Here is a 22,101-nt window from a genome sequence, read left to right on the forward strand (position 1 = left end):
TTGCGCCTGCTGGAAGGTTCGTTGCGAACAACGATGGTGGCCGCATCGGGCGACGAGCTCGACGCGGCGCTGATCGAGCTGGGCTGGCGCGACATGTTGGACGAAATGCCCGACTTTGCTGTCCCTTTGGTGTTCCGTCTGCTTGGCGAGACGGGCGCTCATGCCCCGGTGCTCAACGACGTGGTGTCGCGCGAGATCGGCGCCGCGCCGGGAGGCACCCCGCCGCTACCGTTCGCCGGCGGATCCTGGGTGAGATGGGAGCGCGGCGCCGGCGCCGAATCGGCGATCGACGAGTCGCTGCCGATATACCGTGTGCCTCAAGGTGATTCGTTATCGTCGTCCGCGCTGGATGCCGGCCGGCGCGCACTGGGTTGGTGGTTGGTCGGCACCGGCCGGGCCATGTTGTCGCTGGCGCGCCAGCACGCGCTGGACCGCGTTCAGTTCGGGCGGCACATCAGTTCCTTCCAGGCGATCCGGCACCGGCTGGCTGAGACGCTCGTCGCGATCGAGGGTGCCGAAGCGGCGCTGCATGTCGCCGCGCAGTCCCACGATCACGACGGGCTGGCCTCGCTGCTGGCCAAGGCCGCCGCCGGCCAGGCCGCGCTGACCGCCGCCCGCCACTGCCAGCAGGTGCTCGGCGGCATCGGCTTCACCGCCGAGCACTCGCTACACCACCACGTCAAGCGGTCGCTGATCCTGGACGGGCTGTTGGGAAACACCCGCGAGCTGACCCGCCAGGCCGGAAAGACACTGGTGGACAAGCGGTTCGCGCCCCGGCTTGCGCAGCTGTAGCCTCGCGCGCCACGTCCGGAGTTTCTGTGACGGATGGCGCCGGAAACCCGGCGCGTAGACTGCGTCTGGCCGCCAACAGGATGGGACGCGATGAGTCAGCCCGAGCCGATCCGAAACGAGATGGGCGTCGCTTCGCTGCTCGTGGGCCTGGTCGCCCTCCTCACGTGCTGGATGCTGGTCGGGGTGCCCTTCGGCATCGCGGCGGTGATAACGGGTGACATCGCGCGCAGAAGGGTCCAGCGAGGAGAAGCGAACAATCTCCGAATCGCTTTGGCGGGCATGATATTAGGCGCGGTTTCGATCGCGGCTGGGCTGGTCGCAATCGGCTACTACGCCTGGCTGGACGCCCGCTAGTTCCGCGGCAGCCCCAGCACACGCTCGGCGATGATGTTCCGCTGAATCTCCGACGTGCCGCCCGCGATCGTCGCGGCGAAAGTGCGCGCGTAGCGGTCGAACCAGCTGCGGTAATGGCTGTCCAGGTTCAGCGGAGCGAACGGGGCGGTCATCGCGCGGTGCACGAGCCCGTCGCCATGCTCGGCGTCCAGGGCATCCTGGGCTGCCCGCTGCAGCGCCTCAGAACCCAGCAGCTTGAGTACCGATTGGGCGGGCACGTCCTCCTCCCCGCGAGCGGCCCGCGACAATGCCGCTGACCCCATCAGCCGCAGCGCGTGGGCGTCCATCACCAGGGTCGCGTAGCGATCGCGCTCCAGCGCGCCCGATGGACGGAAATCGACGCTCAGTTCGTGCAACAGGTCGACGTATCCCATCCACAGCATGACGCGCTCGTGCCCCAGCGACCCGGTGGCCACCCGCCATCCCCCGTTCAGCTCGCCCACCAGATTTTCGGCCGGGACGCGCGCGTCGGTGAAAAACACCTCGTTGAAGTCGACTTCATCGCTGTCACACATCGACGCGAACGGGCGGCGCACCACACCGGGTGTGTCGGTCGGGATCAGCAACACGCTAATGCCCTTGTGCTTGGGCGCCTTTGGATCGGTGCGCACGAAGGTCAGCAGCACGTCGGCGTCGTGGGCGCCCGATGTCCACACCTTCTGGCCGTTGACGACGAAGTGGTCACCGTCAAGCACCGCCCGGGTTTTCAGCGACGCCAGGTCCGAGCCCGCGCCGGGTTCACTCATCCCCAGCGACGCGGTGATCTCGGCCCGCAGGATCGGCACCGCCCACTTCCGCTGTTGTTCGGGCGTTCCGAAGGTCAACAGGGAGGCCGCAATGATGCCCACGCCCTGCGGGTTGAAACTTTGATAGATGCGCCGCCGGCCCAGCTCCTCCAGGTACACGTACTGCTGCAACAGCGTGGCGTTGCGTCCGCCGAACTCGGGCGGGTTGCCCGGCAGCAGCCAACCGCTGTCGAACAGCAACCGCTGCCAGCGCCGGGCCCAATCCGGCACGTGCGAGCTGGAGCGCGGCCGTTCGGACGCCTCGGCGTCGGAGGGCAGATGCGTGTCCAGGAAGGCGACGAATTCTGCGCGGAACGCCTCCACGTCGGCGTCAAAGGTGAGCTGCACGCGACTCCCCGCAACGGTCGTGAGCACTCCCGTGCGTCGGTAGATCACGATTTCCGCCGACGGCGCGGTTCGCTCTTATGATTACGCTTCCATACACACGTCTAAGAGAATAGTATTCTCGTGACAAGAAAGTTACAATCTCCGACACATGATCCGTGAGGGGGTCGAGCGCAGCGATGTCACGGCGTTCTCCGGTAGAGTCCAATCATGTTCTCCCCTCGCGGCAATCAGCTGAGCCGGCCGTGACCAGCCCGAGCGAAGAGCCCGCCTGGAAGCAGCGCGCCGTCGAGAGGTCCATCAAGACGGCGAAACTGCGCGCCGCGCAACGGGTTCAGCGCTTCCTCGACGCGGCGCAGGCCATCATCATCGAGAAGGGCTCCACGGACTTCACCGTGCAGGAGGTCGTCGACCGGTCCCGCCAGTCGCTACGCAGCTTCTACCTGCAATTCGACGGCAAGCACGAGTTGTTGCTGGCGCTGTTCGAAGACGCCCTGAGCCGGTCCGCCGACCAGATTCGCGCCGCCACCGAAAGCCAGTCCGACCCCCTGGAGCGGCTGAAGGTCGCCGTCCAGCTCCTGTATGAGGCCTCCCGACCGGACCCGACGGCCCAGCGGCCACTGTTCACCGACTTCGCGCCGCGGTTGCTGGTGACGCACCCGGCCGAGGTCAAAGTGGCGCACGCCCCGCTGTTGGCGTTGCTGACCGAACTGATGGAAGCGGCCTGCGACGCGGGTAAATTGCGGGCGGGCGTCAATCCGAAGCGAATGGCCGCCATGACCATGCAAACGGTCATGTTCATCGCGCAATCCAGCGGCGGCTCCGACGACGCGACCGTCCACCCCATCACCAGCGACGAGGTATGGGATTTCTGCTCGCGCGGCTTCGTCGGCTAGCGCAAGCGCAGCGTCCCCGCCCCTCGCTCGGGCTGACCAAATAGCGCACGCCATTTGCTGACGAGAATGCGATTCTCTAATATTTAGAATCGTAACTAACTAAAACGGATTTGCCGTTGACACCCGCGACGGGGTGGTGACAGAGTGCAGAAGCGGCGAGGTCGGCGATCCCGGGGGACCGTTGGGCGCCGAGGCGTGCGATCACTAGTCAGGAGTAGGGGTAGCCATGACCGGACGTGTTGAGGGCAAAGTCGCCTTCGTCACCGGAGCGGCGCGCGGTCAGGGCCGCAGCCACGCGGTGCGGCTGGCGCAGGAGGGCGCCGACATCATCGCCATCGACATCTGCAAGCCGATCCGCGAGGGCGTCACCGACACCGCGATACCCGCGTCGACGCCCGAGGACCTCGCCGAGACGGCCGATCTGGTGAAGGGGCACAATCGCCGGATCGTCACCGCCGAAGTCGACGTGCGCGACTACCAGGCGCTCAAGGCCGCGGTGGACAGCGGCGTCGAACAACTGGGCCGGCTCGACATCATCGTGGCCAATGCCGGAATCGGCAACGGGGGCGACACTCTGGACAAGACCAGCGAAGAAGACTGGACGGAGATGATCGACATCAACCTGGCCGGGGTGTGGAAGACGGTGAAAGCCGGTGTCCCGCACCTCTTGTCGGGTGGCCGGGGCGGTTCCATCATCCTGACCAGCTCGGTCGGCGGGCTAAAGGCCTACCCCCACACCGGTCACTACGTCGCCGCCAAGCACGGTGTCGTCGGGTTGATGCGCGCGTTCGGAGTCGAGTTGGGGCAACACATGATTCGGGTGAACTCGGTCCACCCGACCCACGTCAAGACGCCGATGCTGCACAACGAGGGAACGTTCAAGATGTTCCGCCCAGACCTGGAGAACCCGGGACCCGACGACATGGCGCCCATCTGTCAGCTGTTCCACACCCTGCCGATCCCGTGGGTGGAACCGATCGACGTCAGCAATGCGGTGCTGTTCTTCGCCTCCGACGAATCCCGCTACATCACCGGAGTGACCCTGCCCATCGATGCGGGTAGCTGCTTGAAATAGAGTTCGTCCTATGGACGGATTCGAAGGTCGCGGAACGGTCGTCACCGGCGGCGCGAGTGGTATCGGTTTGGCGACGGCCACCGAATTCGCCCGCCGGGGCGCCCGCGTGGTGCTCTCCGACGTCGATCAGCCCGGCCTGGAGGAGGCGGTAAACCACCTGCGCGCCCAGGGATTCGACGCGAACGGCGTGGTGTGCGACGTCCGGCATCTCCACGAAATGGTTCACCTCGCGAAAGAATCTTTCCGCCTCCTCGGCCGCGTCGACGTCGTCTTCAGCAATGCCGGCATCGTGGTCGCGGGTCCGATCGCGCAGATGACCCACGACGACTGGCGCTGGGTCATCGACATCGACCTGTGGGGCAACATCCACGCCGTCGAGGCGTTCCTGCCGAGGCTGCTCGAACAGGGCGCGGGCGGGCACATGGCGTTCACCGCGTCCTTCGCCGGCCTCGTTCCCAACGCCGGCCTCGGGGCGTACGGCGTCGCCAAATACGGTGTGGTCGGCCTGGCCGAGACGCTCGCCCGCGAGGTAAAGGACAACGGCATCGGTGTTTCGGTGCTGTGCCCGATGGTCGTTGAGACCAAGCTGGTCTCCAACTCGGAACGGATCCGGGGTGCGGACTACGGGCTGTCGTCTTCGCCGAAGGCGGCGGACGGGACGCTACCGACGCAGGACGAGGGCGTCGGTGTGAAAGATGTCGCCCGGTTGACGGCGGACGCGATCCTGGCCAACCGCCTCTACGTGCTGCCGCACGAGGCCGCACGCGCGTCGATCCGCCGCAGGTTCGAACGCATCGACGGCACCTTCTCGGACCAGGCCGCCGAAGGGTGGAGCCACTAGTCGGACGGGCCGAGCCGGTATTCGCCCGTTTTCGGGTCGTGATACCAACCGCTCGCCGCGTGGGTGCCGCCGTCGACGTGCAGCGTCTGCCCAGTCAGGTACGCCGACATGTTGGATGCCAGAAAGACTGCGACGCTGGCGATTTCGTCGACGTGACCAGGACGTCCCAGCGGCACCACGTGACCGATCCCGGTCAGCGCGGCGTCGCCGCCCAGTTGCGCCAGCCCTTCGGTGAGCGTGATGTCGGGGGCGATCGCGTTGACCCGGATGGCGTGCGGCGCCAGTTCCAGCGCGGCGGTCTGGGTGTAGTTGATGACTCCCGCCTTGGCCGCCGCGTACGCGGCGTAGCCCGGCGCCGCGCGCACGCCCTCGATCGAGGTCACCGAGACGATGCTGCCGCCGATGCCGGCCGACACCATCTGCCTCGCGACGCGCTGGGTGCACAGCAGCACGTGGCGCAGATTGGCCCGATAGAGCGCATCCCAACCGTTCTCACTGGTTTCCAGCAGCGGTGAGGAAAACACCCCTCCGGCGTTGTTGACCAGTATCGTCGGGGTGCCGAGTTCGCCGGTAGTGCGCTGCAGCGCGTCGTCGACCTGGCCGCTGTCCCGCACATCGGCGACGATGCCCAGGGCGCCAATGGATTCCGCGGCCTGCGCGCAGGTCTGCGGGTCGCGCTCCCAGATCGCCACCGACGCGCCGAAGGCGGCCATTCCGGCGGCGACGCCGCGGCCGATGCCCGCTCCCCCACCGGTCACCACCGCCACGCGACCGGTGAGCAGGATGTCGGAGGGATCGATCGCCATCGTCGGTCACATCGCCGGCGCGCGGCCGATGACGCCTTCGGCTTCCAGGTCGGCGATTTCGGAGGCGCTCAGCCCGAGCGTGGCCAGCAACTCGTCGTTGTGCTGGCCCAGCAGCGGCGCGTGTCGGGTGTGGAACTTCGACGGCCCGGTGGACATTCTCATCGGCACGGTGCTGAGCCTAGCGGGACCGTTCACCGGGTGGTCGACTTCCTCGAAGAAGCCGCGGAACGCCAGTTGTTCCAATTCCGTCTGGCGGTGCGGTTGCATCACCTTGGCCACCGGGACGCCGGCGTCCCACAGCGTTGCGACTATCTGCTCGCCGCCGCGCCGCGCGCACCATGCGGCCAACCGTTCGTCGATGGCGTCGTGGTGTTCGGTTCTACCGGTCGCGGTGGCCAGCTTGGGATCCGTTGCCCACGAGGGCGATCCGATCGCCGCACATAGAGCACGCCACTGCTCGTCGGTGCTCACGGCTATCGCGACCCAGCAGTCGGTCCGGCCGAACTCGTCGATGCCGGCGCTGCGGTAGAGGTTTTGCGGCGCCGCCGTGGGACCCCGGTTGCCCGCGCGCTCCAGCAGCGTCCCGTACGCGGAGTACTCGATGATCTGTTCGGCGGCGATGCTGAGCGCGGCGTCGACCATCGCCGCTTCGACGAAGACGCCCTGGCCGGTGCGACGCCGGTGCTCCAGCGCCAGCAGCAACGCATTGACGGCGTGCATGCCCGCGTTGGGGTCACCGATCGAGTAGGGGTCATACGGCGTGCGGTCGGCGTATCCGGTCAGCCACGTCAGTCCGGACGCGGCCTCGATGACGTAGGCGAACGCCGGGTTGTCGCGCCAAGGGCCGTCGAGGCCGAAGCCGGGCATTCGCACCAGCACGACGTCGGGCTTGATGGCTTGCACCGCAGCGAAATCCAATCCCATCTGGTCGAGCACCCGCGGTGTGAAGTTCTCCACGAGCACGTCGCAAGTCGCGATGAGCCGGCGCAGGAGCTCCCGGCCGCGCGGGCTCTGCAGGTCCAGCGTCAGGCCCTTCTTGTTGGTGTTGAGCGCCGCGAAGATCGGGGACTTCTCCCACCACTGGTCTTCGGTGACGGGCACGCCGGCGATGAGCCGCGTCCCGTCGGGACGGCGGGTGGATTCGACGTGGATGACCTCTGCACCCAGCATCGCCAGGAAGTGGGTGCAGCAGGGGCCCGCCCAGAACGTTGTCATGTCCAGCACGCGAACCCCATCGAGCGGCAATCGATTTGCGGGCCCGGTAGCGGTTGGCCGCGGGACGAGCTCTGCGGTGCGGTAGCGCTCGGTGTGCTCTCCGAGCCGCGGCGCCCGTTGCGGCGGTCGGAGCCGCGCGGGTGTCATCCGGTAGGGGTGGCCGGGCTGCTGGAACCCGCCGCCCGGGTTGCGAACCAACGAACCGCGCTCGCGGAAGTGGTCCAGCGATGCGATGTTGGCGCCGTTGGCCACCGGGGCGTTGGGGATCCGGAATGCCGTGGCGAGGTCGCGGATCTCGTCAACCGTGTTGCTTTCGAACCACGCGTAGATCTCGTCGGCCTTGATGGTGGCCCGTTCGGTGATCGTGAGCGATGAATCCTCGTCGATCCATTCCGGGTGGCCGATCATCGCGCACAGGTCGAACCACTGTTGCGCGGTCCCGCAGCCGACATCGACCAGTCCATCCTTGGCGCGCGCCACCCCTGGCACCGTGACGCGGCGCGCGTCCCGCCAGGGGCGCCCCAGCATCTCGAAATAGGTGACCGGATAGTAGGTCAGCGACAGGATCTGTGTTTCCAGCATCGACAGGTCCAGCAGTTCGCCCTGGCCATCGCCGTTGTGGCCGTATCGCGATGCCAGCATGGCCGCGCTCGCGTAGACCCCGGCCAGGTACTCGCCGGCTTGGCCGCCCACGAATACCGGCGCGCGGTCGGCCTGGCCACGTCCGAGGCCGACGATCCCGCCGGACCACGCCTGCAACGTGAATTCGGAGGCCGGGCGGTCGCGCCAGGGACCGTGAAGCCCGAAGGGCGTGATCGACATGACGGTGAGATGCGGATGACGGCGGTGCATCGTCGCGGGCGCGAAGTCCGGGCGCTCACCGACTTCCGAACCGCCGGACCACACCACCGCATTGGCGGCCGCCAGCAGCCGGTCGACCAGGTCCATATCGTCATCGATGCGGCGATCCGCGACGACGCTGCGTTTCGACCCGGCCAGAAAAGTGAACAACGCCCCGTCACTGCCGGGCGCTATGACGGTGCCCGAGGCCGACCAGGAACGCAAGGGATCGCCTTCGGGCGGCTCGACTTTGATGACGTCCGCCCCGCCGTCGGCCAGCAACTTGGTGCAGTAGGCACCCGCGATTCCGGTGGACAGGTCGACTACGGTGTAGCCGGCCAGGGGCGGTTCGACGGTCGACTCCGCCACTAGCGCTTCCGCTTCCGACTGGGCTCCTTCTTGGTTCCCCCGCTCTTGCGCGCCTTCTTGCTCAGGCGCCATTCCGGGGGAAACCGGTCGTCGTTGTGTTTCACGGCTTTACCCAGACCCCGTTCGACGGCATCGCCGAGGGTGAAATCGTCGGGCCCGTCGAGCCGGACGCGGCCGCCCAGCGACTCGAAGAACCCGCTCAGCATGCTGCCCAGGTACTCGCCCTGGAACTGTTTCATGATCTCGAAGAACACCTTCTGCATGAACACCGTGTCGGTGGGACGGTTTCGTGCGCAGGCCAGCGCGTACCTGTCCACCTCCGCTTCGAGTTCTTCCCTGGGCACCACACTGTTGAGGAAGTTGCAGTCGTACATCTCCGCCGCGGTGAAAGCCCTTCCGGTGAACACCATTTCCTGAAACTTCCGGATGCCCATCGTCTGTGCCCACCACCACATCCGCGGACCCCAGCCGTAGTAGCGGAACGACGGGTGCCCGAAGAGCGCGTCGTCGCTGGAGATCACCAGATCCGCGTCGGCCGCCTGGTAGAAATGCCAGCCGTAGCAGTAGCCCTTGGCCTCCAGGATGCTGATCTTCTTGAAGTCCTGCAGGCCCCGTATCCCCGAGTTCGGGTTGGCATACCACTGGCCCAGGGTGGCGCCATGGCGAAATGATCCCTCGGGGGGAAAGCTGACGTCCTCGTCGCCGATCCGGTACTCGGCGAGGCGGTCATGCTGATCCGCCGAGTTCTGCGCCGCCATTTCCTCGGTGAGATCCGCACCGGAACCCAGGTCCTCACCGGCCCCGCGGACCACCAGCACCTTGACCTCGTCGTCAATGGAGGCCCGGTGCAACAGGTCGGCGTAGCGCAGCCGCGCGCCGATGGTGGGAGCGTTGAGTTGCCCGGGCCGATCGAAGGTGATGGTGGCGATGCGGGTCTTCGGGTCCTTGTGGTACCTGATGATCTCCTCAGCCGGCGGACCGGACTTGCCGGACATGGCTATTCGTGCCAGAAGGGGCTGGAGGTCAGCACCTCGGGTCCATCGGCGGAGATCAACACGGCTTCGCGTCCGAAGACGGCGCCGATACCCTGCTCCCAGACGTAGCCGGTGACCGCCAGCACCATGCCCGGCTCCAACCGTTCCTGTGCCGCGGTCGCGGGCAGATGCTTGGAGATCACGGGCGGGTCGAAGCCCATGCCCAGGCCGCGGGCCACCGGCATCGGCGGCGCCGCTTCCCCCGCGGCCTGGTAGGCACCCAGCAATTCGCCGGCCCCCGCCCCGGGCCGGCACGCGGCTAGCAGCTTGTCCCACAGTCGTTCCCAGCGGCGATACAGGGCGGCCGCGCCGCGCGACTCGCCCGCCGGCCAGGTGCGCCCGACCTCACCGACGTAGCCACCGGCGAGCACCCCGGCCGAGAACGCGACCAGATCGCCGTCTTTCACCCGTCCCTCACCATCCGCCCGCCGCCACGGATGATCGGGTGAGGTCACCCACGCCACATCCTGGTTCGACGGGGTGCTCACCCCGCCGGCGGCGACGGCCTCCAGCAGGGCACCGGCCAGCGCCTGCTCGCTCACTCCGGGCCGCAATTCGGACACGGCGGCGGCCAAACCCTTTTCGGCCACCGAGATCGCGTCGCGCAACGCCACCACTTCTTCGGCCGTTTTGATGCGCCGTGCGGCGCGCATCGCCAGTTCGCCGTCCACGAGTTCCGCATGGGGGAACGCTGTCGGTAGCAGCTGGGCGAAAACCGGTGATATCGCATCGGTTCCGACGCGGCGGGCGGTCGCGGCGCCGTCGATGCGCTGCAGCGCCGACATGGTGTTCATGGGATTCCACGAGATGCCGTAGAGGTTCTCGTGTGGAATGTCGTCGGGGACACCTTCATCCCACGTGCTGAGCAGGTGAATAGCGCCGGTGGCGCGCACGAGCACACACGTCGGACCGAACGGCCGAGTGCCGGCGACCCACAATTGCGGTGCGCCCGTGACGTAGCGGACGTTGGCTTGGCGGCCGAGGACCAGGACGTCGAGGTCGTGCGCCGCCATCTGATCCAGCACCCGATGACGGCGGCCCGAGCGCAGCGCGCGGTCGTCAGGGCAAACTTCAACTGACATGGGAGCCATAGGGGTCATAGGGGTAGTCGGTCAATCGGATCCAGCCTTCCTCGGTGATCACCAGGACTTCCTCGCTCCGGTAGCCGCCGGTGCCGTCCTCCCACACCACGGGCTCCAAGACCAAGACCATGCCGGCTTGGAGAACGAAGTTCTCGTCGAAGTCCTGGCCCAGATCTGTTCCGATCATGGGCATTTCGGCCGCGTTCACGCCGATGCCATGGCCCAGGTAGAAGTGCGGCAGCCAGGGCTTGCTGCCGCCGTTGGCGTTGGTGGCGGCCCGCCCCAGGTCGGCGGCCGTGGCGCCGGCCTTGGCGACGCCCAGGACGGCGGACATGATCTCGAACCATTTGTCGAACTGCGCCCGCTGACGCGGCGACGGATCCCGGCCGACGATCCAGGTGCGTCCGAAATCCGAGCAGTAACCGTGGTAGGTGATGCTGACGTCGGTCCACAGCACGTCGCCTTCGGCCAGTTCGCGCTCGGTGCTCAGCAGGGGCAACGCCAGGTCGCCGTGCGTGGTCCACACACCGTCGGCCTTGGTCTGCGGCATCACCTGCCAGATCGGCTCGAGCATGCTGGCCGTGGCACCCAACTCGAACGCGCGCCGCAAAAAGCTTGCGGACAGGTCGACCTGACGGATCCCCGGGGCCAACCGCTTCTGGACCTCGACCATAGCCTCGTCGGTGATCCGGATCGCGGTGCGCATGCACGATAGTTCGTCCGGTGTCTTGACCGCCTTGGCGGCGCTGACCACGGCCGCAGCGTCGACGGGCCCACCCTTGGGGAACAACGACTTTGCGGCGCGCGACATGGCGCCGGTGCACTCGTCGACCGCGATCACCGCCTCGGCCGGAATGAGCTCCGCCAGCAGGCGCGCGAAATCTTGTACGCCCTCGTCGAACTCGAGATACACCGGCCCGTGCACATGATCGGCGGGCAGGCCCGACTCCTGGGCGGCGCCCTCGCGAAACGGCAGGAACAAATGCGGCGACTCGTCTCCGGCGAGCACCACGGCCACCGGCCGCTCCACGTAGGACAGACCCGCATCACCCAACGGCCAACTGGTGCCGGTGGCATAGACCACCGCGCTGTTGCCCAGCAGGATCATTGCGTCGACGCCGCGTTCGGCCATCGCCGCACGCAGCCGCGTACCGGTCTCCCGGCGCATGCGCCCCAGGTCGGGCGTCTCGGGGATCACCAGGCTGCTGGTGCCCGCGCCCGCTTGCGCGAACGTTGTCATCGGCCCGCCCCTACAGGCCCAGGAACTTCGTGACGTTGCCGCTCACGATTTTCGCGGCGTCCGCGGGACCGACCGCGTCGACGACGGCGGCGAGTGACTTTTCCGAGTAGCCGTAGGTGCTTTCGTTGTGCGGGTAATCACTGGACCACATGACCTTGTCCACCCCGATCTTGTCGATCAACTGCAGGCCGAGCGGGTCGACCATGAACGACGCGCTCATGTGGGTGTCCCAGTAGTACCGCACGTCGTGCTCTAGCGGCCGGTTGAACATGTGCTGGTAGGAGGCGACCAGGTGCTCGGCGTCCTGCAGCGCCCACGGCACCCAGGCGATGCCGCCCTCGAACCAGCCGAGGCGCAGCGCCGGGTGCCGATCAAGGATGCCGCCGAAGATGTACTTGGCGAACGTTTCCCGGAACCCGTCGATGTTGATCATCATGCCGACCACCACGCTGTTGAACTCAGTCGGGCTTTTCGGGGGGGTCTCCCCGATGTGGTGGGTGATCGGAAGTCCTGCGGCCTCGATCTCGTCCCAGACGGCATTCATCGACGTGCTCGAATAGTCGATCGGGTTACCCTCATCGTCCTTGCCGGGATTCAGCGGTAGGAGGAACGTCTTGAGCCCCAACGATTTCAGCTCTTCGAGCGTTTTCCTGGTGCCCTGCGGCTCCCACCAGTTGATCAGCCCGGCGCCGTAGAAATGACCGTTCGAGCGTTCCTGGAGTTCCGCGATGTATTCGTTGTAGATGCGGAAGGCCAGCTCGCGCAGGTTCTTGTCCGGGTAGTGGAACAGCGCCAAAATCGCATTGGGGAAAGCCAATTCTTTATCGACGCCGTCGTCATGCAGTTCCTGAATGCGGGCCTCGATGTTGGTGCTCGCCGCGCCGGGCAGGTCGTCGTACTGCATCAGGACCGCGCTGAAGTCCCCCGGCAGGAACGATTGGCCCTTGCGGCCGACCTGGTAGGCGCCGTCCTCGTACCAGATCCGCGGCGCCTTGTCTTTGAGGTCATCCGGAAAGCGTTGGTAGAAAATGTCGTCCGCCAGCGAGATGTGGTTGTCGGCGGAGAACACCACGGTCCCCGCCGGCAGGCCGACATCGGCGCCGGAGGCGTGACCCCGGCGATCCTTGGGGGCGCCGAAGCCTCCGGGCGGGTAAAGCGAAACGGTGCTTGTTCGAGTCGTCATCATTGACCCTCCATTCGGATCGGCATTGGGATGTTGCGTCCCGGGGGCTACCAGGTCACCGGAAGTTCGTAGACGCCGTAGGCAAGTCGGTCGTCTTTGAAGGGCACATCCTCGGCGGGGATGGCCAGTTCGAGCGTGGGGATACGGCGAAACAGGGTGCGGTAGACGATCTGAAGCTCGGCGCGGGCGAGCTGCTGCCCCACGCACTGGTGCCGGCCGTAGCCGAAGGCGACGTTGCGGTCGGCCCCGGAGCGGTGCAGGTACAGGCGTTCTGGTTCGGGGAAGGCGTGCGGATCCCAGTTGGCCGGGGCCAGATCGATGATGATGCCCTCGCCGGCGCGAATGGTCTCCCCGGCGATGTGGATGTCTTCGAGCGCGACGCGGCGCTGCCCGTTCTGAATGATGCTCAGGTAACGCAACAGTTCCTCGACGGCGCTGGCGATGACCTTGGGGTCTTCGGCGTCGCGGATGACGGCCAACTGGTCCGGGTTCATCAGCAGGGCGAGCACCCCGAGGCCGATCATGTTCGACGTGGTCTCGTGCCCGGCGATCAGCAGGCCGGTGCCCAACTGGGCCGCTTCTTTCACGCTGAGTTCGCCGGCCTTGACCCGCTCGGCGAGGTCGGAAACCGCGTCCTCCGCCGGGTTCTCCATTTTCGCCTCGACCAGCTGCGCGAGGTACTTGTTGAGGCTCATGGCGCCTTTGACGGTGTCTTCGCCCGTCGCGTACCGCGCCAGTCCGACGTTGGCGTGGTGCTGGAACATGTCCGCGTCCTCGTACGGCACCCCGAGCAGCTGGCTGATCACCAGCGACGGAACCGGCAATGCCAACGCGGTGACCACGTCGGCGGGCCGGGGTCCGGCCAGCATCGCGTCGATGTGATCGTCGGTGATCCGCTGGATGGTCGGGCGCAGCCCCTCGACGCGCTTGAACGTGAAGGGTTTCGACAACATCCGCCGGAACCTGGTGTGCTCTTCCCCGTCGGCGGTGAAGACCGACCGTGGGCGCTTGTGCACCGTGGACAACATGCCCTCGTTCCAGTGCGGAAACCCCGGCAGCCGGTCGTCGACGCTGACCCGCGAATCCGAGAACAGTTCCCGCACTTGCTCGTAGCCCGTGATGAGCCACGGGGTGCTGCCGTCCCAGATCCGGACTCTGGACAACGGCCGGGCTTGGGCCAGCGCCATGACACCAGGTGGTGGAGCGAAGGGGCAGCCCGCCTGCCTCGGCATCGGATAGTCCGGGATCTCGGCGGCCGCCTCGGTCGCAGCGCTGTTCGTCATCGTCTCTGACATGTCATTCCTCGATGTGAATGGCCAGCGCGGGGCACGCCGCGGCCGCTCGCCGCGCGCCCTCGACCTGCTCGGCGGACGGATTGGGGTTCAGCAGAACGACGACGCCGTCGTCGTCGCGTTGGTCGAACACGTCCGGGGCATTCAAAACGCAGTTCCCCGACGAGGCGCATACGTCTTGGTCGACAGTCACTTTCATCTGCAGACCTTTCACTCGTACGGCGTCACGGGCGCCAGCCACAGGCCCACGATGGCGTCGATGAGACCCGATGCGGCGGCCCGCCAGGACCGCTGCAGCGGCGAGGCACCGGCGGCAAGCGCACGCTCCCGGTCGGCGCAGGTATGCATCAACAGATTGCGGGCCATGATGTTTCGTTCGAAGTGGACGTCGGCGGGCAGGTCCGGCAGGCACCGGTTGATGCCGTCGACCACCTGGACCAGGGAGGGCGAGCTCAGAGCGCCCTTGACGATGATGTTGTAGTACGCGGGATCGGTCATCGCCTGCGCCGCGAACCGCGCGTACCAGGTGGGATTGCCGAGCTCGTCGAGGTGATCGGTGAGCGGCCGCACCAGACAGGCCACCCAGTCCCGCATCTCCGTGGAACCACCCGATTCGAGTAGCTCGGCCACCATCCGCTCGCGCAGCTGCTCGACCGGCCTGCGGTGCTTGTGTTCGATCGCGCGCACCAGGTCGGCCTTCGTGCCGAAGTGGTAGCCCACCGCGGCGTTATTGCCTTGGCCCGCCGCCTCACTCACCTGGCGATTCGATACGGCGAACATGCCGTGCTCGGCGTACAGCCGCTCGGCCGCCACCAAGATCGCTTCCTGGGTGGAACTGGCCCGCTCGGTGCGTACGGTCCGGCCGATGGTGGTCACCCGGCTAGTCAACCGCGCCCCCTTGATTAAGTCAAGCGATTGATTTAAATCGGCGCCGCGGAGTCCGGCGACCTTCGCTTCGATGCCGGATAGCGGGCGACGGGTGACAAAGGGCCCTCGTCCGGATCGGCCCCGCTGGGTCACGATGGCTTCTTGCGCGGCGACGACGTGGCGGTGTCGAGGCGGTGAACCATCGGTTGGGGGGTAGTTATGTTGTCAGCCAGCCGGGTCTCGGCGATCGAGGATTCGGCGTGGTTTCAGTCGAAGTGGGCGCCATACCTGGTGTCCGATGCGGACATGCGGATCCGTGCGGTGAACGCGGCCTGCGAACGCGTGTCGGGGCACCCGCGGGACAGCCTGCTCGGGCGCCCACTGTTCGACGCCTTTCCGGATAACCCGGCCGATCCGGAAGCCGACGGCGTGGCCAACGTCTCGGCGTCACTCGAGTTGGTCTTTCGCCGCGGGGTCCGGCATTGGCTGGGCGTGCAGCGCTACGACATTCCTGACCGACGGAATCCCGGCGAGTTCGTCTACAGAGTCTGGACGCCGACGAATTCGCCGCTCAAAGACGGCAAGAAGACGGTCGCCGTGCTGCAGCACGCCCAGGACGTCACCCGCGTCGTACCGCCGACACCCGCGGAGCGCGCGTATCCCAAACTGTTCGAGTTGAGGAGGGCGGCCGAGGCGCTGGGGCGCCAGTTCCCCGACCTGCCCTACGAGGCGGTGCTGAGCGTGCTGACACATTCCCACAGCGTGATCGTGGAAAGCGCTGGCATCGAAGACCTTACGCGCGCCGAGGCGCTGGCCAAGCTGCGGCTGGAAACCCATGCGGGACATGCCGCGGAAGGGCCCTGACGCCGGCTCCTTAATCGCTCTTGCGCGACTCGTTGCGGGGTCGGATCACCTTGCCGGCGGACGTCCCCCCGTCGACCGGCAGCACGGCCCCGGTCACATACCGTGACCTATCGGTGGCGAAGTACAACGCCGCCTCGGCGACGTCGTCGGGCGTGCCCTCCCGCTTCAGTGGCCGGTCGTCACGCATCCCCTGGCGAATCCGCGCCTCGAACCGCGCCAGCTCGTCAGGGTCGACGTCAACAGCCGACGACGCCAAGATCGGAGTCGGAATGCTGCCCGGCGCAATGGCGTTGACCCGGATTTCGTAGCGCGCCAGCTCAATTGCGGCGGATTTGGTGAACTGGATGACCGCCGCTTTCGATGCCCGGTAGACCATCACCCCGCCGCCGGCCTGGATCCCGCCGATCGACGTCAGGTTGATGATCGATCCCCCGCCGCATTCGGCCATGTGGCGGGCGGCGTCTCGGGTACCGGCCATCACACCCAGCACGTTGACGCCCATCACCCGGTGGAAATCGGCAAGGTCGTCGTCGAGCAGTCGCCGCAGCGGGCTGGAAATTCCGGCGTTGTTCACCATGACGTGCAGGCGGCCGAATTTCTCGACGGTGGTCTCGACCAGCGCCCCGACCTGTGCGGGATCGGACACGTCCGTCTGGCAGAACAGGGCGGCTGCGCCCATTGTGGCGGCCAGCTCCTCGCCCCGGTCCGTCTCGACGTCGGCGATGACGACCCGCGACCCCTCGGCCACGAACCGTTCCACTATCCCGCGACCGATGCCGGACGCCCCGCCGGTGACGATGGCAACCTTGCCATCCAATTCGTTGACCACCCGACGAGTTAATCCGCGCCGACCGGGTTAAGTCAAGCAGTTGATTTAAGCCGCCGGAGCGGATCGGTACGGCCCTAGGGTTCCCCTCGCGCGGCCCGCAGGCCATGCTGGGAGGGCCAGTTCATCGAGACACTCGGGAGGATTTCTCATGAAGGTTCTGGTCGTCGGTGGGAGCGGACTCATCGGATCGCAGGTCGTCGCTCAGCTCAACGAGCTGGGACACCAGGCCGTTCCCGCCTCGCCGAGTTCGGGGGTCAACACCATCACCGGCGAAGGCCTCGCCGATGCTCTCGTCGGTGTCGACACCGTAGTGGACGTCTCCAACTCGCCGTCCTGGGCCGACGACGATGTCTTGAACTTCTTCACCACCTCCACCCGCAACCTTCTCGATGCGGAGCGGACCGCCGGCGCGCAGCACCACGTCGCACTCTCGATCGTGGGAGCCGACCGGACGGCCGAAAGTGGCTACATGCGGGCAAAGACCGCCCAGGAAAAAGAGATAGTGGAATCGGGATTCCCGTATTCGATCGTGCGGGCGACTCAGTTCTTCGAATTCGTTGACGGCATTGCCGATTCGATGGCCGACGGCGCCGCGGTCCGCGCCCCGCATGGCGCGTTCCAGCCCATTGCCGCCGCGGACGTCGCCACGGCGGTGACCCGCGCGGCGAGCGGCGACCCGCTCAACGGCGTCATCAACATCGCCGGCCCAGAGAAGCAGGGGATGGACGACTTCATCCGGACCCGGTTCGCCGCGACCGGCGATGATCGCCAAGTGATCACCGACGATGGCGCCCGCTATTACGGCGCCGTGATCGACGATCGCAGCATCGTCCCCACCGACGGTGAAGACGTGGTCGTCTACCCCACCACATTCCGCGACTGGATGGCTTCCCCGGGCGACTAGCGACGCCCATGAGGAAAACCAAGCGCTTCGAGATCGCCGTGCGGGGGGTGCCTGCCATGACGGCACGACCCTGGCGGCAATCTCGACATCAACCGCGTAGGTAGTTGCGCTGAGCCCCGCGGCCGAGCACGGTATAAGACGCCGGAGATCGATGACGACGAGGAGCGCTCAATGCCTGTGCAACCCACACGCGACGCCTCCTCCGCGGAAACCCGGCTCACCAGGCGCGGATTCATGGTCGCCGGCATCGCCGGCGGATTCGCACTGGCAGCGTGCAGTCAATCCAAGCCCGCGCAGTCGGGCAACGCCCAGCTGGCCGCCGCCATCGCCGCGGCCGAAGCCGCCAGGCCACATAGCGGCCGCACCGTCACCGCCAGCCTGACCGCCCAGCAGGTCGAGGTCGATCTCGGCGGACCGGTCGTCCGCACGCTGGCCTACGGCAACACCATCCCGGGCACGCCGATCCGGGCCCGAATCGGCGACGAGTTGGTGGTGACGGTGTCGAACCGGCTCGACCAACCGACGTCGGTGCACTGGCACGGCATCGCGTTGCGCAACGACATGGACGGCGCCGCGCCCGCCACCCCGAATATCCCCGCCGGCCAGGAGTTCACCTACCGCTTCTCCGTCCCGAACGCCGGCACCTACTGGGCCCATCCGCACACCGGCCTCGACGCCGACATGGGCCTGTACCTGCCGGTCATCGTCGACGATCCGACCGAGGGCAACTACGACACCGAATGGATTGTGGTCCTTGATGATTGGACAGATGGCATCGGAAAGTCACCCCAGCAGCTCTACACCGAACTGACCAGCCCGAACAAGCCGGCCCCACCAAGCACCACCGAGACCACGCCGCCCACCACCTCGACGACCTCAACAACCAGCGAGACACCGACGACGACGTCGAGCAGCGAGACTTCGACAACGTCGACCAGCCCGACCACCTCGAGCAGTCCGGCGCCCGCTCCACCCGCACCCGCGGGAAGCGTCGGCAGAAGCGATCTGCTCGGCGGCGACGCCGGGGACATCGCCTACCCCTACTATCTGATCAACGGCCGAATCCCGGCCGCTCCCATGACATTCAACGCAAAGCCGGGTCAGCGCATCCGGATCCGTTTCATCAACGCCGCCTCCGACACCACGTTTCGCGTCGCCCTGGCCGGTCATTCGATGACGGTCACCCACACCGACGGTTACCCCGTGGTCCCGGCCCAAGTCGACGCCCTGCTCATCGGCATGGCCGAGCGCTACGACGTCGTTGTGACCGCCGCCGACGGTGTCTTCCCGCTGGTCGCGCTCGCGGAAGGAAAGAACGCTTTGGCGCGGACGCTGCTGTCCACCGGGTCGGGCAGCGCACCCGACCCCGGATTTCAACCGGCCGAACTGAACCAGCGGGTGGGCACGGTAGAAATGTTCACGGCGACCACGCCGGTCAACCTGGGGCGGCCCCAGCCCGGCCTGAATCTGCCGGTCGTACTCGGCGGCAACATGACCCAGTACAACTGGACGATCAACGGAAAACCCTACAGCGACACCGAACCGTTGCACGTCCGGCAGGGCGAGCGGCCCACCATCACGTTCGACAACCCCACGATGATGTATCACCCGATGCACCTGCACGGCCACACGTTCCAGCTGATCAAGGCCGACGGCAGCCCCGGCGCCCGCAAGGACACCCTCATGGTGCTGCCCAAGCAGAGGTTGCTCGCCGTGCTGGTGGCCGACAACCCGGGCCTGTGGCAGTTGCACTGCCACAACACGTATCACCAAGAGGCGGGCATGCAGACCCGGCTGGACTACGTCTTCTAGACGCTCGCGGCGAGGAAGTCCAGCAGCAGCCGGTTCACCGTCGTCGCCTGCTCGATTTGAGGGCAGTGGCCGGCCTTGTCGACGACTGCCGAGCGGGCGCCGTCGATCGCCTTGGCGATCTGGGCCGCCCAGCCGGGCGGAAGGAGCTTGTCGTCTCCGCCCTCCACGACGAGCGTCGGCACCGTGATGCGTTCGTAGGGCCGCGTGCTCGAAGGCGTGCCGGACGGTGTGGCGCCCGGCCGACGAAACCGGGCCGCGGCGACGGCTTCCCACGCTCCGGGCGCGGTGCTCGACTCGTAGCGGCGCCGCACGTAGCCGTCATCGGCCGGATAGCCAGGGTCGTGAAACAGGGCCTCGACGATGCGACGCATGCCCGGCAGCGTTGCGTCGTAGCGCTGTAGCGCCTCGAAATGCTGATTCTGTTGAATCTCGCCGCCACCGCAGATGATCGCCAGACTGCGGGCGGGCAACAGCGGCGCGTCCGAGGTGGCGTCGGTGAGCAGGTTGATCGCGCCCATCGAGTTGCCCACGAAGTGCGCGGAGTCCACGCCGAGCAGCTCGCAGAACCGCGCCACGTGCCGAATCCGCATCCCACGCCCGTCGACGAAGTCAATGACCTTCGCCGACTGGCCGAACCCCAGCTGGTCGGGCGCCAGCACCCGGTACCGCGCGGCGAGCGCGGCGATGTTGCGTTCCCAGCCCAGTTCGGCGCCGGCACCGAACTCGCCGCCGTGCAGCAGTACCACCGGGTCGCCGGCGCCCGCCTCCAGATAGCTGGTGACCAGTCCGTCGACCAGCGTCGTCTTGCGATGAATCTCCATCACTTGATCGCGATCGGGTTCACCGGTGAGCCCACAGCTCCAACAACTCTCAGGGGCGGGGCGACGAGCTGGAACTCGTACACGCCGTCGGCGGCGCAGTCCTCGGCCAGCGCGGTGAGATCCCAGTATTCGCCGAAAATCATCCCCATGTCGCGCAAGCAGAGCAGGTGCAGGGGAAAGGTGATTCCGTCGATACCGGACACCAGGTCTTCCACTTGAAGGTTGTCGGCGGCCACGGCCGCGATCTCGTGATCGTGGAGCCATTGTGCGCATCGCCAGTCCAGCCCGGAGTAGCCTTCTGTCTTGTTCCCCGTCATGAGAAACCTTGTCCACCAGCCTGTCCGGATGAGCACGATGTCGCCTCGCCCAATCGTCACCCCCTGAGCGCGAACCACGTCGTCGAGTTCCTCCGGTGAGATCGGGTTCCCGGCTTCGAGGAAGACCTCTGCCCGTCGATGGCGAACCAAGTCCAGCAGCACACCGCGGGACGTGATGCCCTTGACGTCAACCTTGTCGATTCCGCAGTGGTAGGCGCCCATGCTGGTGACCGAATCGGCCGCGAAGCCGTTGTAGAGGTGATCGTCGTAGTAGACGTGGGACAGCGCATCCCACTGGCTTGCCGCCTGCAACGGCATGATGATGATGTCGTCGTTGAAACGAAACGGGTTGTCGGCCGTCATGTAGCTACTGAGCTGCTGCGCCAACGGGTTACGTGGCCAGCTGGGTCCATACTTGGCCAGCGTGTTCACATCGCCGCCATCAACGGTCATGATGTGGACCGGGTTGTGGCGGAACTCGAAGGCACCCTGCGGACCCGAGGCGCCGAAATCGACGCCGAGCGGAAACACCTTGCCGTGCCTGACCAAACTCGCGGCGTGGGCGACCTTGTCCGCGGTGATGAAATTCAGCGTGCCGAGCTCGTCGTCGTCGCCCCACCGTCCCCAATTAGAGACGTCGCGCGCGACCCGCCGGAAATCAGTCAAGTCGGCCACGGGGCTCCTTCCTCGAGTTCACGAGCGATCGCCGCGCCCACGTTTCCACCGTCTACCCAGATGATCTGCCCGGTGATGTAGCTGGCCGCACCACTATTCAAGAAGAGCAATACCGCGGCCTGCTCGGCGGGGTCGGAAACCCGGCCCAAGGGCTTGGGGATGTCGTCGAGGAAGCCCTGGCCGTAGGCCGTGCGCAGCTGGTCCAGGATCGGGGTCTCGGTGACCCCGGGGCCCGTGCAGTTGATGCGGATGCCCTCGGCGCCCAGCGGCGTGGCGCTTCGCATGGTGTAGAAAACGATCGCTTCTTTGGACAGTTGGTAGCCGTTGCCCAACGCGTCGGGGTTGCGGTGGCACCAGTCGACGCCCTCCTGCAAAGTCGCGGTGTTCAGCAGAGGTGCCACTGCAGCCGCATGCTCGCGATAGGCGGCTGCCGCGAGCGAGGAAACGCTCACGATCGACGACCCCGGGGGCATCTTCGGAATCAGCGCCTCGGTGAGATGCCGCAGCCCGAGGAAGTTGATGGTGACGACGAGGAGTGGGTTGCCGATCCCCGACGAGACGCCGGCGACGTTGAACAGGGCATGCACCGGACCTTCGACCGACGCCACCGCGCCGTCGATCGAAGCCGGATCGGCGAGATCGGTCTCGTGAAACTCCTTGAGCCCGACGCTCGGCCGGCGCTTGTCCAGCCCGACGACGTCGGCGCCGAGCTCGGTGAGCTGCCGCACGACATGTTCGCCGATGCCGGACGCACATCCGGTCACCACCGCGCGGCGGCCGTCGTATCGCCACAGCCCGTCGATCTCGCCCAACGCTCAATCCGC

General features: G+C 66.7%; 22 protein-coding genes and 1 pseudogene. 8 read left to right on the forward strand and 15 right to left on the reverse strand.

Going from position 1 to position 22,101, the window contains the following annotated elements:
* Positions 1–33: 33 nt before the first annotated feature.
* Positions 34–792: an acyl-CoA dehydrogenase family protein gene (locus tag G6N37_RS15895; RefSeq protein ID WP_163685102.1), complete on the forward strand. Its 759-nt coding sequence runs from the start codon at positions 34–36 to the stop codon at positions 790–792.
* Positions 793–882: 90 nt separating this feature from the next.
* Positions 883–1,146 carry a DUF4190 domain-containing protein gene (locus G6N37_RS15900; protein ID WP_163681754.1) on the forward strand — a complete coding sequence of 88 codons (264 nt, stop codon included), beginning with the start codon at positions 883–885 and terminating at the stop codon, positions 1,144–1,146.
* Here the strand turns inward: G6N37_RS15900 and G6N37_RS26640 are convergent.
* The gene (locus G6N37_RS26640) at positions 1,143–1,700 is read right to left on the reverse strand and encodes an acyl-CoA dehydrogenase family protein (RefSeq protein WP_408632885.1); all 558 of its coding nucleotides are present in this window, start codon (positions 1,698–1,700) and stop codon (positions 1,143–1,145) included. The genes G6N37_RS15900 and G6N37_RS26640 overlap by 4 nt on opposite strands.
* Before the next feature lie 12 nt (positions 1,701–1,712).
* A pseudogene (locus G6N37_RS26645) lies at positions 1,713–2,366 on the reverse strand (acyl-CoA dehydrogenase family protein); the annotation flags it as partial.
* A 194-nt stretch (positions 2,367–2,560) separates the two neighbouring features.
* Here G6N37_RS26645 and G6N37_RS15910 point away from each other — a divergent pair.
* From G6N37_RS15910 to G6N37_RS15920, 3 genes are all read left to right on the forward strand, one after another.
* Positions 2,561–3,211 (forward strand): TetR/AcrR family transcriptional regulator, encoded by a 651-nt coding sequence (locus G6N37_RS15910; protein ID WP_163681758.1) that lies wholly within the window; start codon positions 2,561–2,563, stop codon positions 3,209–3,211.
* Between the two features lie 226 nt (positions 3,212–3,437).
* Positions 3,438–4,286, forward strand: a complete 849-nt coding sequence (locus tag G6N37_RS15915) for a mycofactocin-coupled SDR family oxidoreductase (protein WP_163681760.1) — start codon at positions 3,438–3,440, stop codon at positions 4,284–4,286.
* Between the two features lie 10 nt (positions 4,287–4,296).
* Entirely contained in the window at positions 4,297–5,127 is an 831-nt protein-coding gene (locus G6N37_RS15920) for an SDR family NAD(P)-dependent oxidoreductase (RefSeq protein WP_163681762.1), read from the forward strand.
* Here G6N37_RS15920 and G6N37_RS15925 read toward each other — a convergent pair.
* From G6N37_RS15925 to G6N37_RS15965, 9 genes are all read right to left on the reverse strand, one after another.
* A complete protein-coding gene (locus tag G6N37_RS15925; protein WP_163681765.1) occupies positions 5,124–5,933 on the reverse strand; it encodes an SDR family NAD(P)-dependent oxidoreductase in 810 nt (269 codons plus the stop codon). The two genes, G6N37_RS15920 and G6N37_RS15925, sit on opposite strands and share 4 nt — an antisense overlap.
* Positions 5,934–5,939: 6 nt before the next feature.
* The gene (locus G6N37_RS15930) at positions 5,940–8,357 is read right to left on the reverse strand and encodes a CaiB/BaiF CoA transferase family protein (protein ID WP_232075036.1); all 2,418 of its coding nucleotides are present in this window, start codon (positions 8,355–8,357) and stop codon (positions 5,940–5,942) included.
* A complete protein-coding gene (locus G6N37_RS15935) occupies positions 8,357–9,352 on the reverse strand; it encodes an enoyl-CoA hydratase/isomerase family protein (protein WP_163681769.1) in 996 nt (331 codons plus the stop codon). The genes G6N37_RS15930 and G6N37_RS15935 overlap by 1 nt, the downstream gene beginning before the upstream one ends.
* Before the next feature lie 2 nt (positions 9,353–9,354).
* Positions 9,355–10,473 (reverse strand): M24 family metallopeptidase, encoded by a 1,119-nt coding sequence (locus G6N37_RS15940; protein WP_163681772.1) that lies wholly within the window; start codon positions 10,471–10,473, stop codon positions 9,355–9,357.
* A complete protein-coding gene (locus G6N37_RS15945) occupies positions 10,463–11,713 on the reverse strand; it encodes a M24 family metallopeptidase (protein ID WP_163681774.1) in 1,251 nt (416 codons plus the stop codon). Before G6N37_RS15945 ends, G6N37_RS15940 begins: the two co-directional genes overlap by 11 nt.
* 10 nt (positions 11,714–11,723) lie before the next feature.
* Positions 11,724–12,785: an amidohydrolase family protein gene (locus G6N37_RS15950; RefSeq protein ID WP_174813952.1), complete on the reverse strand. Its 1,062-nt coding sequence runs from the start codon at positions 12,783–12,785 to the stop codon at positions 11,724–11,726.
* 158 nt (positions 12,786–12,943) lie between these two features.
* The gene (locus tag G6N37_RS15955; RefSeq protein WP_163681778.1) at positions 12,944–14,191 is read right to left on the reverse strand and encodes a cytochrome P450; all 1,248 of its coding nucleotides are present in this window, start codon (positions 14,189–14,191) and stop codon (positions 12,944–12,946) included.
* Position 14,192: 1 nt separating this feature from the next.
* Complete coding sequence (locus tag G6N37_RS15960) at positions 14,193–14,387, reverse strand: ferredoxin (RefSeq protein WP_163681780.1); 195 nt, start codon at positions 14,385–14,387, stop codon at positions 14,193–14,195.
* An 11-nt stretch (positions 14,388–14,398) separates the two neighbouring features.
* On the reverse strand, positions 14,399–15,064 hold the full coding sequence (locus tag G6N37_RS15965) for a TetR family transcriptional regulator (RefSeq protein WP_163681782.1): 666 nt from the start codon (positions 15,062–15,064) through the stop codon (positions 14,399–14,401).
* 210 nt (positions 15,065–15,274) lie between these two features.
* Between G6N37_RS15965 and G6N37_RS15970 the strand changes: the two genes are divergently transcribed.
* Positions 15,275–15,919 (forward strand): PAS domain-containing protein, encoded by a 645-nt coding sequence (locus G6N37_RS15970; protein ID WP_163681784.1) that lies wholly within the window; start codon positions 15,275–15,277, stop codon positions 15,917–15,919.
* A gap of 10 nt (positions 15,920–15,929) precedes the next feature.
* Here the strand turns inward: G6N37_RS15970 and G6N37_RS15975 are convergent, their stop codons facing one another.
* Positions 15,930–16,748, reverse strand: a complete 819-nt coding sequence (locus G6N37_RS15975; RefSeq protein WP_163681786.1) for an SDR family NAD(P)-dependent oxidoreductase — start codon at positions 16,746–16,748, stop codon at positions 15,930–15,932.
* Positions 16,749–16,896: 148 nt separating this feature from the next.
* On the opposite strand from G6N37_RS15975, the gene G6N37_RS15980 reads away from it, so the two are divergent.
* Both G6N37_RS15980 and G6N37_RS15985 read left to right on the forward strand, forming a co-directional pair.
* A complete protein-coding gene (locus tag G6N37_RS15980) occupies positions 16,897–17,652 on the forward strand; it encodes an SDR family oxidoreductase (RefSeq protein WP_163681788.1) in 756 nt (251 codons plus the stop codon).
* A gap of 171 nt (positions 17,653–17,823) precedes the next feature.
* Positions 17,824–19,464, forward strand: a complete 1,641-nt coding sequence (locus tag G6N37_RS15985) for a multicopper oxidase family protein (RefSeq protein WP_163681790.1) — start codon at positions 17,824–17,826, stop codon at positions 19,462–19,464.
* Here the strand turns inward: G6N37_RS15985 and G6N37_RS15990 are convergent.
* Genes G6N37_RS15990 through G6N37_RS16000 form a run of 3 tightly spaced genes read right to left on the reverse strand, consistent with a single transcriptional unit; the run spans position 19,461 to position 22,089 of the window.
* Positions 19,461–20,285 (reverse strand): alpha/beta fold hydrolase, encoded by an 825-nt coding sequence (locus G6N37_RS15990; RefSeq protein WP_163681791.1) that lies wholly within the window; start codon positions 20,283–20,285, stop codon positions 19,461–19,463. The two genes, G6N37_RS15985 and G6N37_RS15990, sit on opposite strands and share 4 nt — an antisense overlap.
* On the reverse strand, positions 20,285–21,277 hold the full coding sequence (locus G6N37_RS15995) for a cyclase family protein (protein ID WP_163681793.1): 993 nt from the start codon (positions 21,275–21,277) through the stop codon (positions 20,285–20,287). Before G6N37_RS15995 ends, G6N37_RS15990 begins: the two co-directional genes overlap by 1 nt.
* Complete coding sequence (locus G6N37_RS16000) at positions 21,265–22,089, reverse strand: coniferyl-alcohol dehydrogenase (RefSeq protein WP_163681796.1); 825 nt, start codon at positions 22,087–22,089, stop codon at positions 21,265–21,267. The genes G6N37_RS15995 and G6N37_RS16000 overlap by 13 nt, the downstream gene beginning before the upstream one ends.
* Positions 22,090–22,101 lie beyond the last annotated feature (12 nt).

It is taken from the genome of Mycobacterium seoulense, assembly GCF_010731595.1.
GTDB lineage: Bacteria > Actinomycetota > Actinomycetes > Mycobacteriales > Mycobacteriaceae > Mycobacterium > Mycobacterium seoulense.

Coding starts and splice junctions, on each gene's coding strand:
- G6N37_RS15895 (WP_163685102.1), top strand. CDS start 34: ATGGTGGCCGCATCGGGCGACGAGCTCGACGCGGCGCTGATCGAGCTG.
- G6N37_RS15900 (WP_163681754.1), top strand. CDS start 883: ATGAGTCAGCCCGAGCCGATCCGAAACGAGATGGGCGTCGCTTCGCTG.
- G6N37_RS26640 (WP_408632885.1), bottom strand. CDS start 1,700: ATGTGTGACAGCGATGAAGTCGACTTCAACGAGGTGTTTTTCACCGAC.
- G6N37_RS15915 (WP_163681760.1), top strand. CDS start 3,438: ATGACCGGACGTGTTGAGGGCAAAGTCGCCTTCGTCACCGGAGCGGCG.
- G6N37_RS15920 (WP_163681762.1), top strand. CDS start 4,297: ATGGACGGATTCGAAGGTCGCGGAACGGTCGTCACCGGCGGCGCGAGT.
- G6N37_RS15925 (WP_163681765.1), bottom strand. CDS start 5,933: ATGGCGATCGATCCCTCCGACATCCTGCTCACCGGTCGCGTGGCGGTG.
- G6N37_RS15935 (WP_163681769.1), bottom strand. CDS start 9,352: ATGTCCGGCAAGTCCGGTCCGCCGGCTGAGGAGATCATCAGGTACCAC.
- G6N37_RS15940 (WP_163681772.1), bottom strand. CDS start 10,473: ATGTCAGTTGAAGTTTGCCCTGACGACCGCGCGCTGCGCTCGGGCCGC.
- G6N37_RS15945 (WP_163681774.1), bottom strand. CDS start 11,713: ATGACAACGTTCGCGCAAGCGGGCGCGGGCACCAGCAGCCTGGTGATC.
- G6N37_RS15955 (WP_163681778.1), bottom strand. CDS start 14,191: ATGTCAGAGACGATGACGAACAGCGCTGCGACCGAGGCGGCCGCCGAG.
- G6N37_RS15960 (WP_163681780.1), bottom strand. CDS start 14,387: ATGAAAGTGACTGTCGACCAAGACGTATGCGCCTCGTCGGGGAACTGC.
- G6N37_RS15970 (WP_163681784.1), top strand. CDS start 15,275: ATGTTGTCAGCCAGCCGGGTCTCGGCGATCGAGGATTCGGCGTGGTTT.
- G6N37_RS15980 (WP_163681788.1), top strand. CDS start 16,897: ATGAAGGTTCTGGTCGTCGGTGGGAGCGGACTCATCGGATCGCAGGTC.
- G6N37_RS15985 (WP_163681790.1), top strand. CDS start 17,824: ATGCCTGTGCAACCCACACGCGACGCCTCCTCCGCGGAAACCCGGCTC.
- G6N37_RS15990 (WP_163681791.1), bottom strand. CDS start 20,285: ATGGAGATTCATCGCAAGACGACGCTGGTCGACGGACTGGTCACCAGC.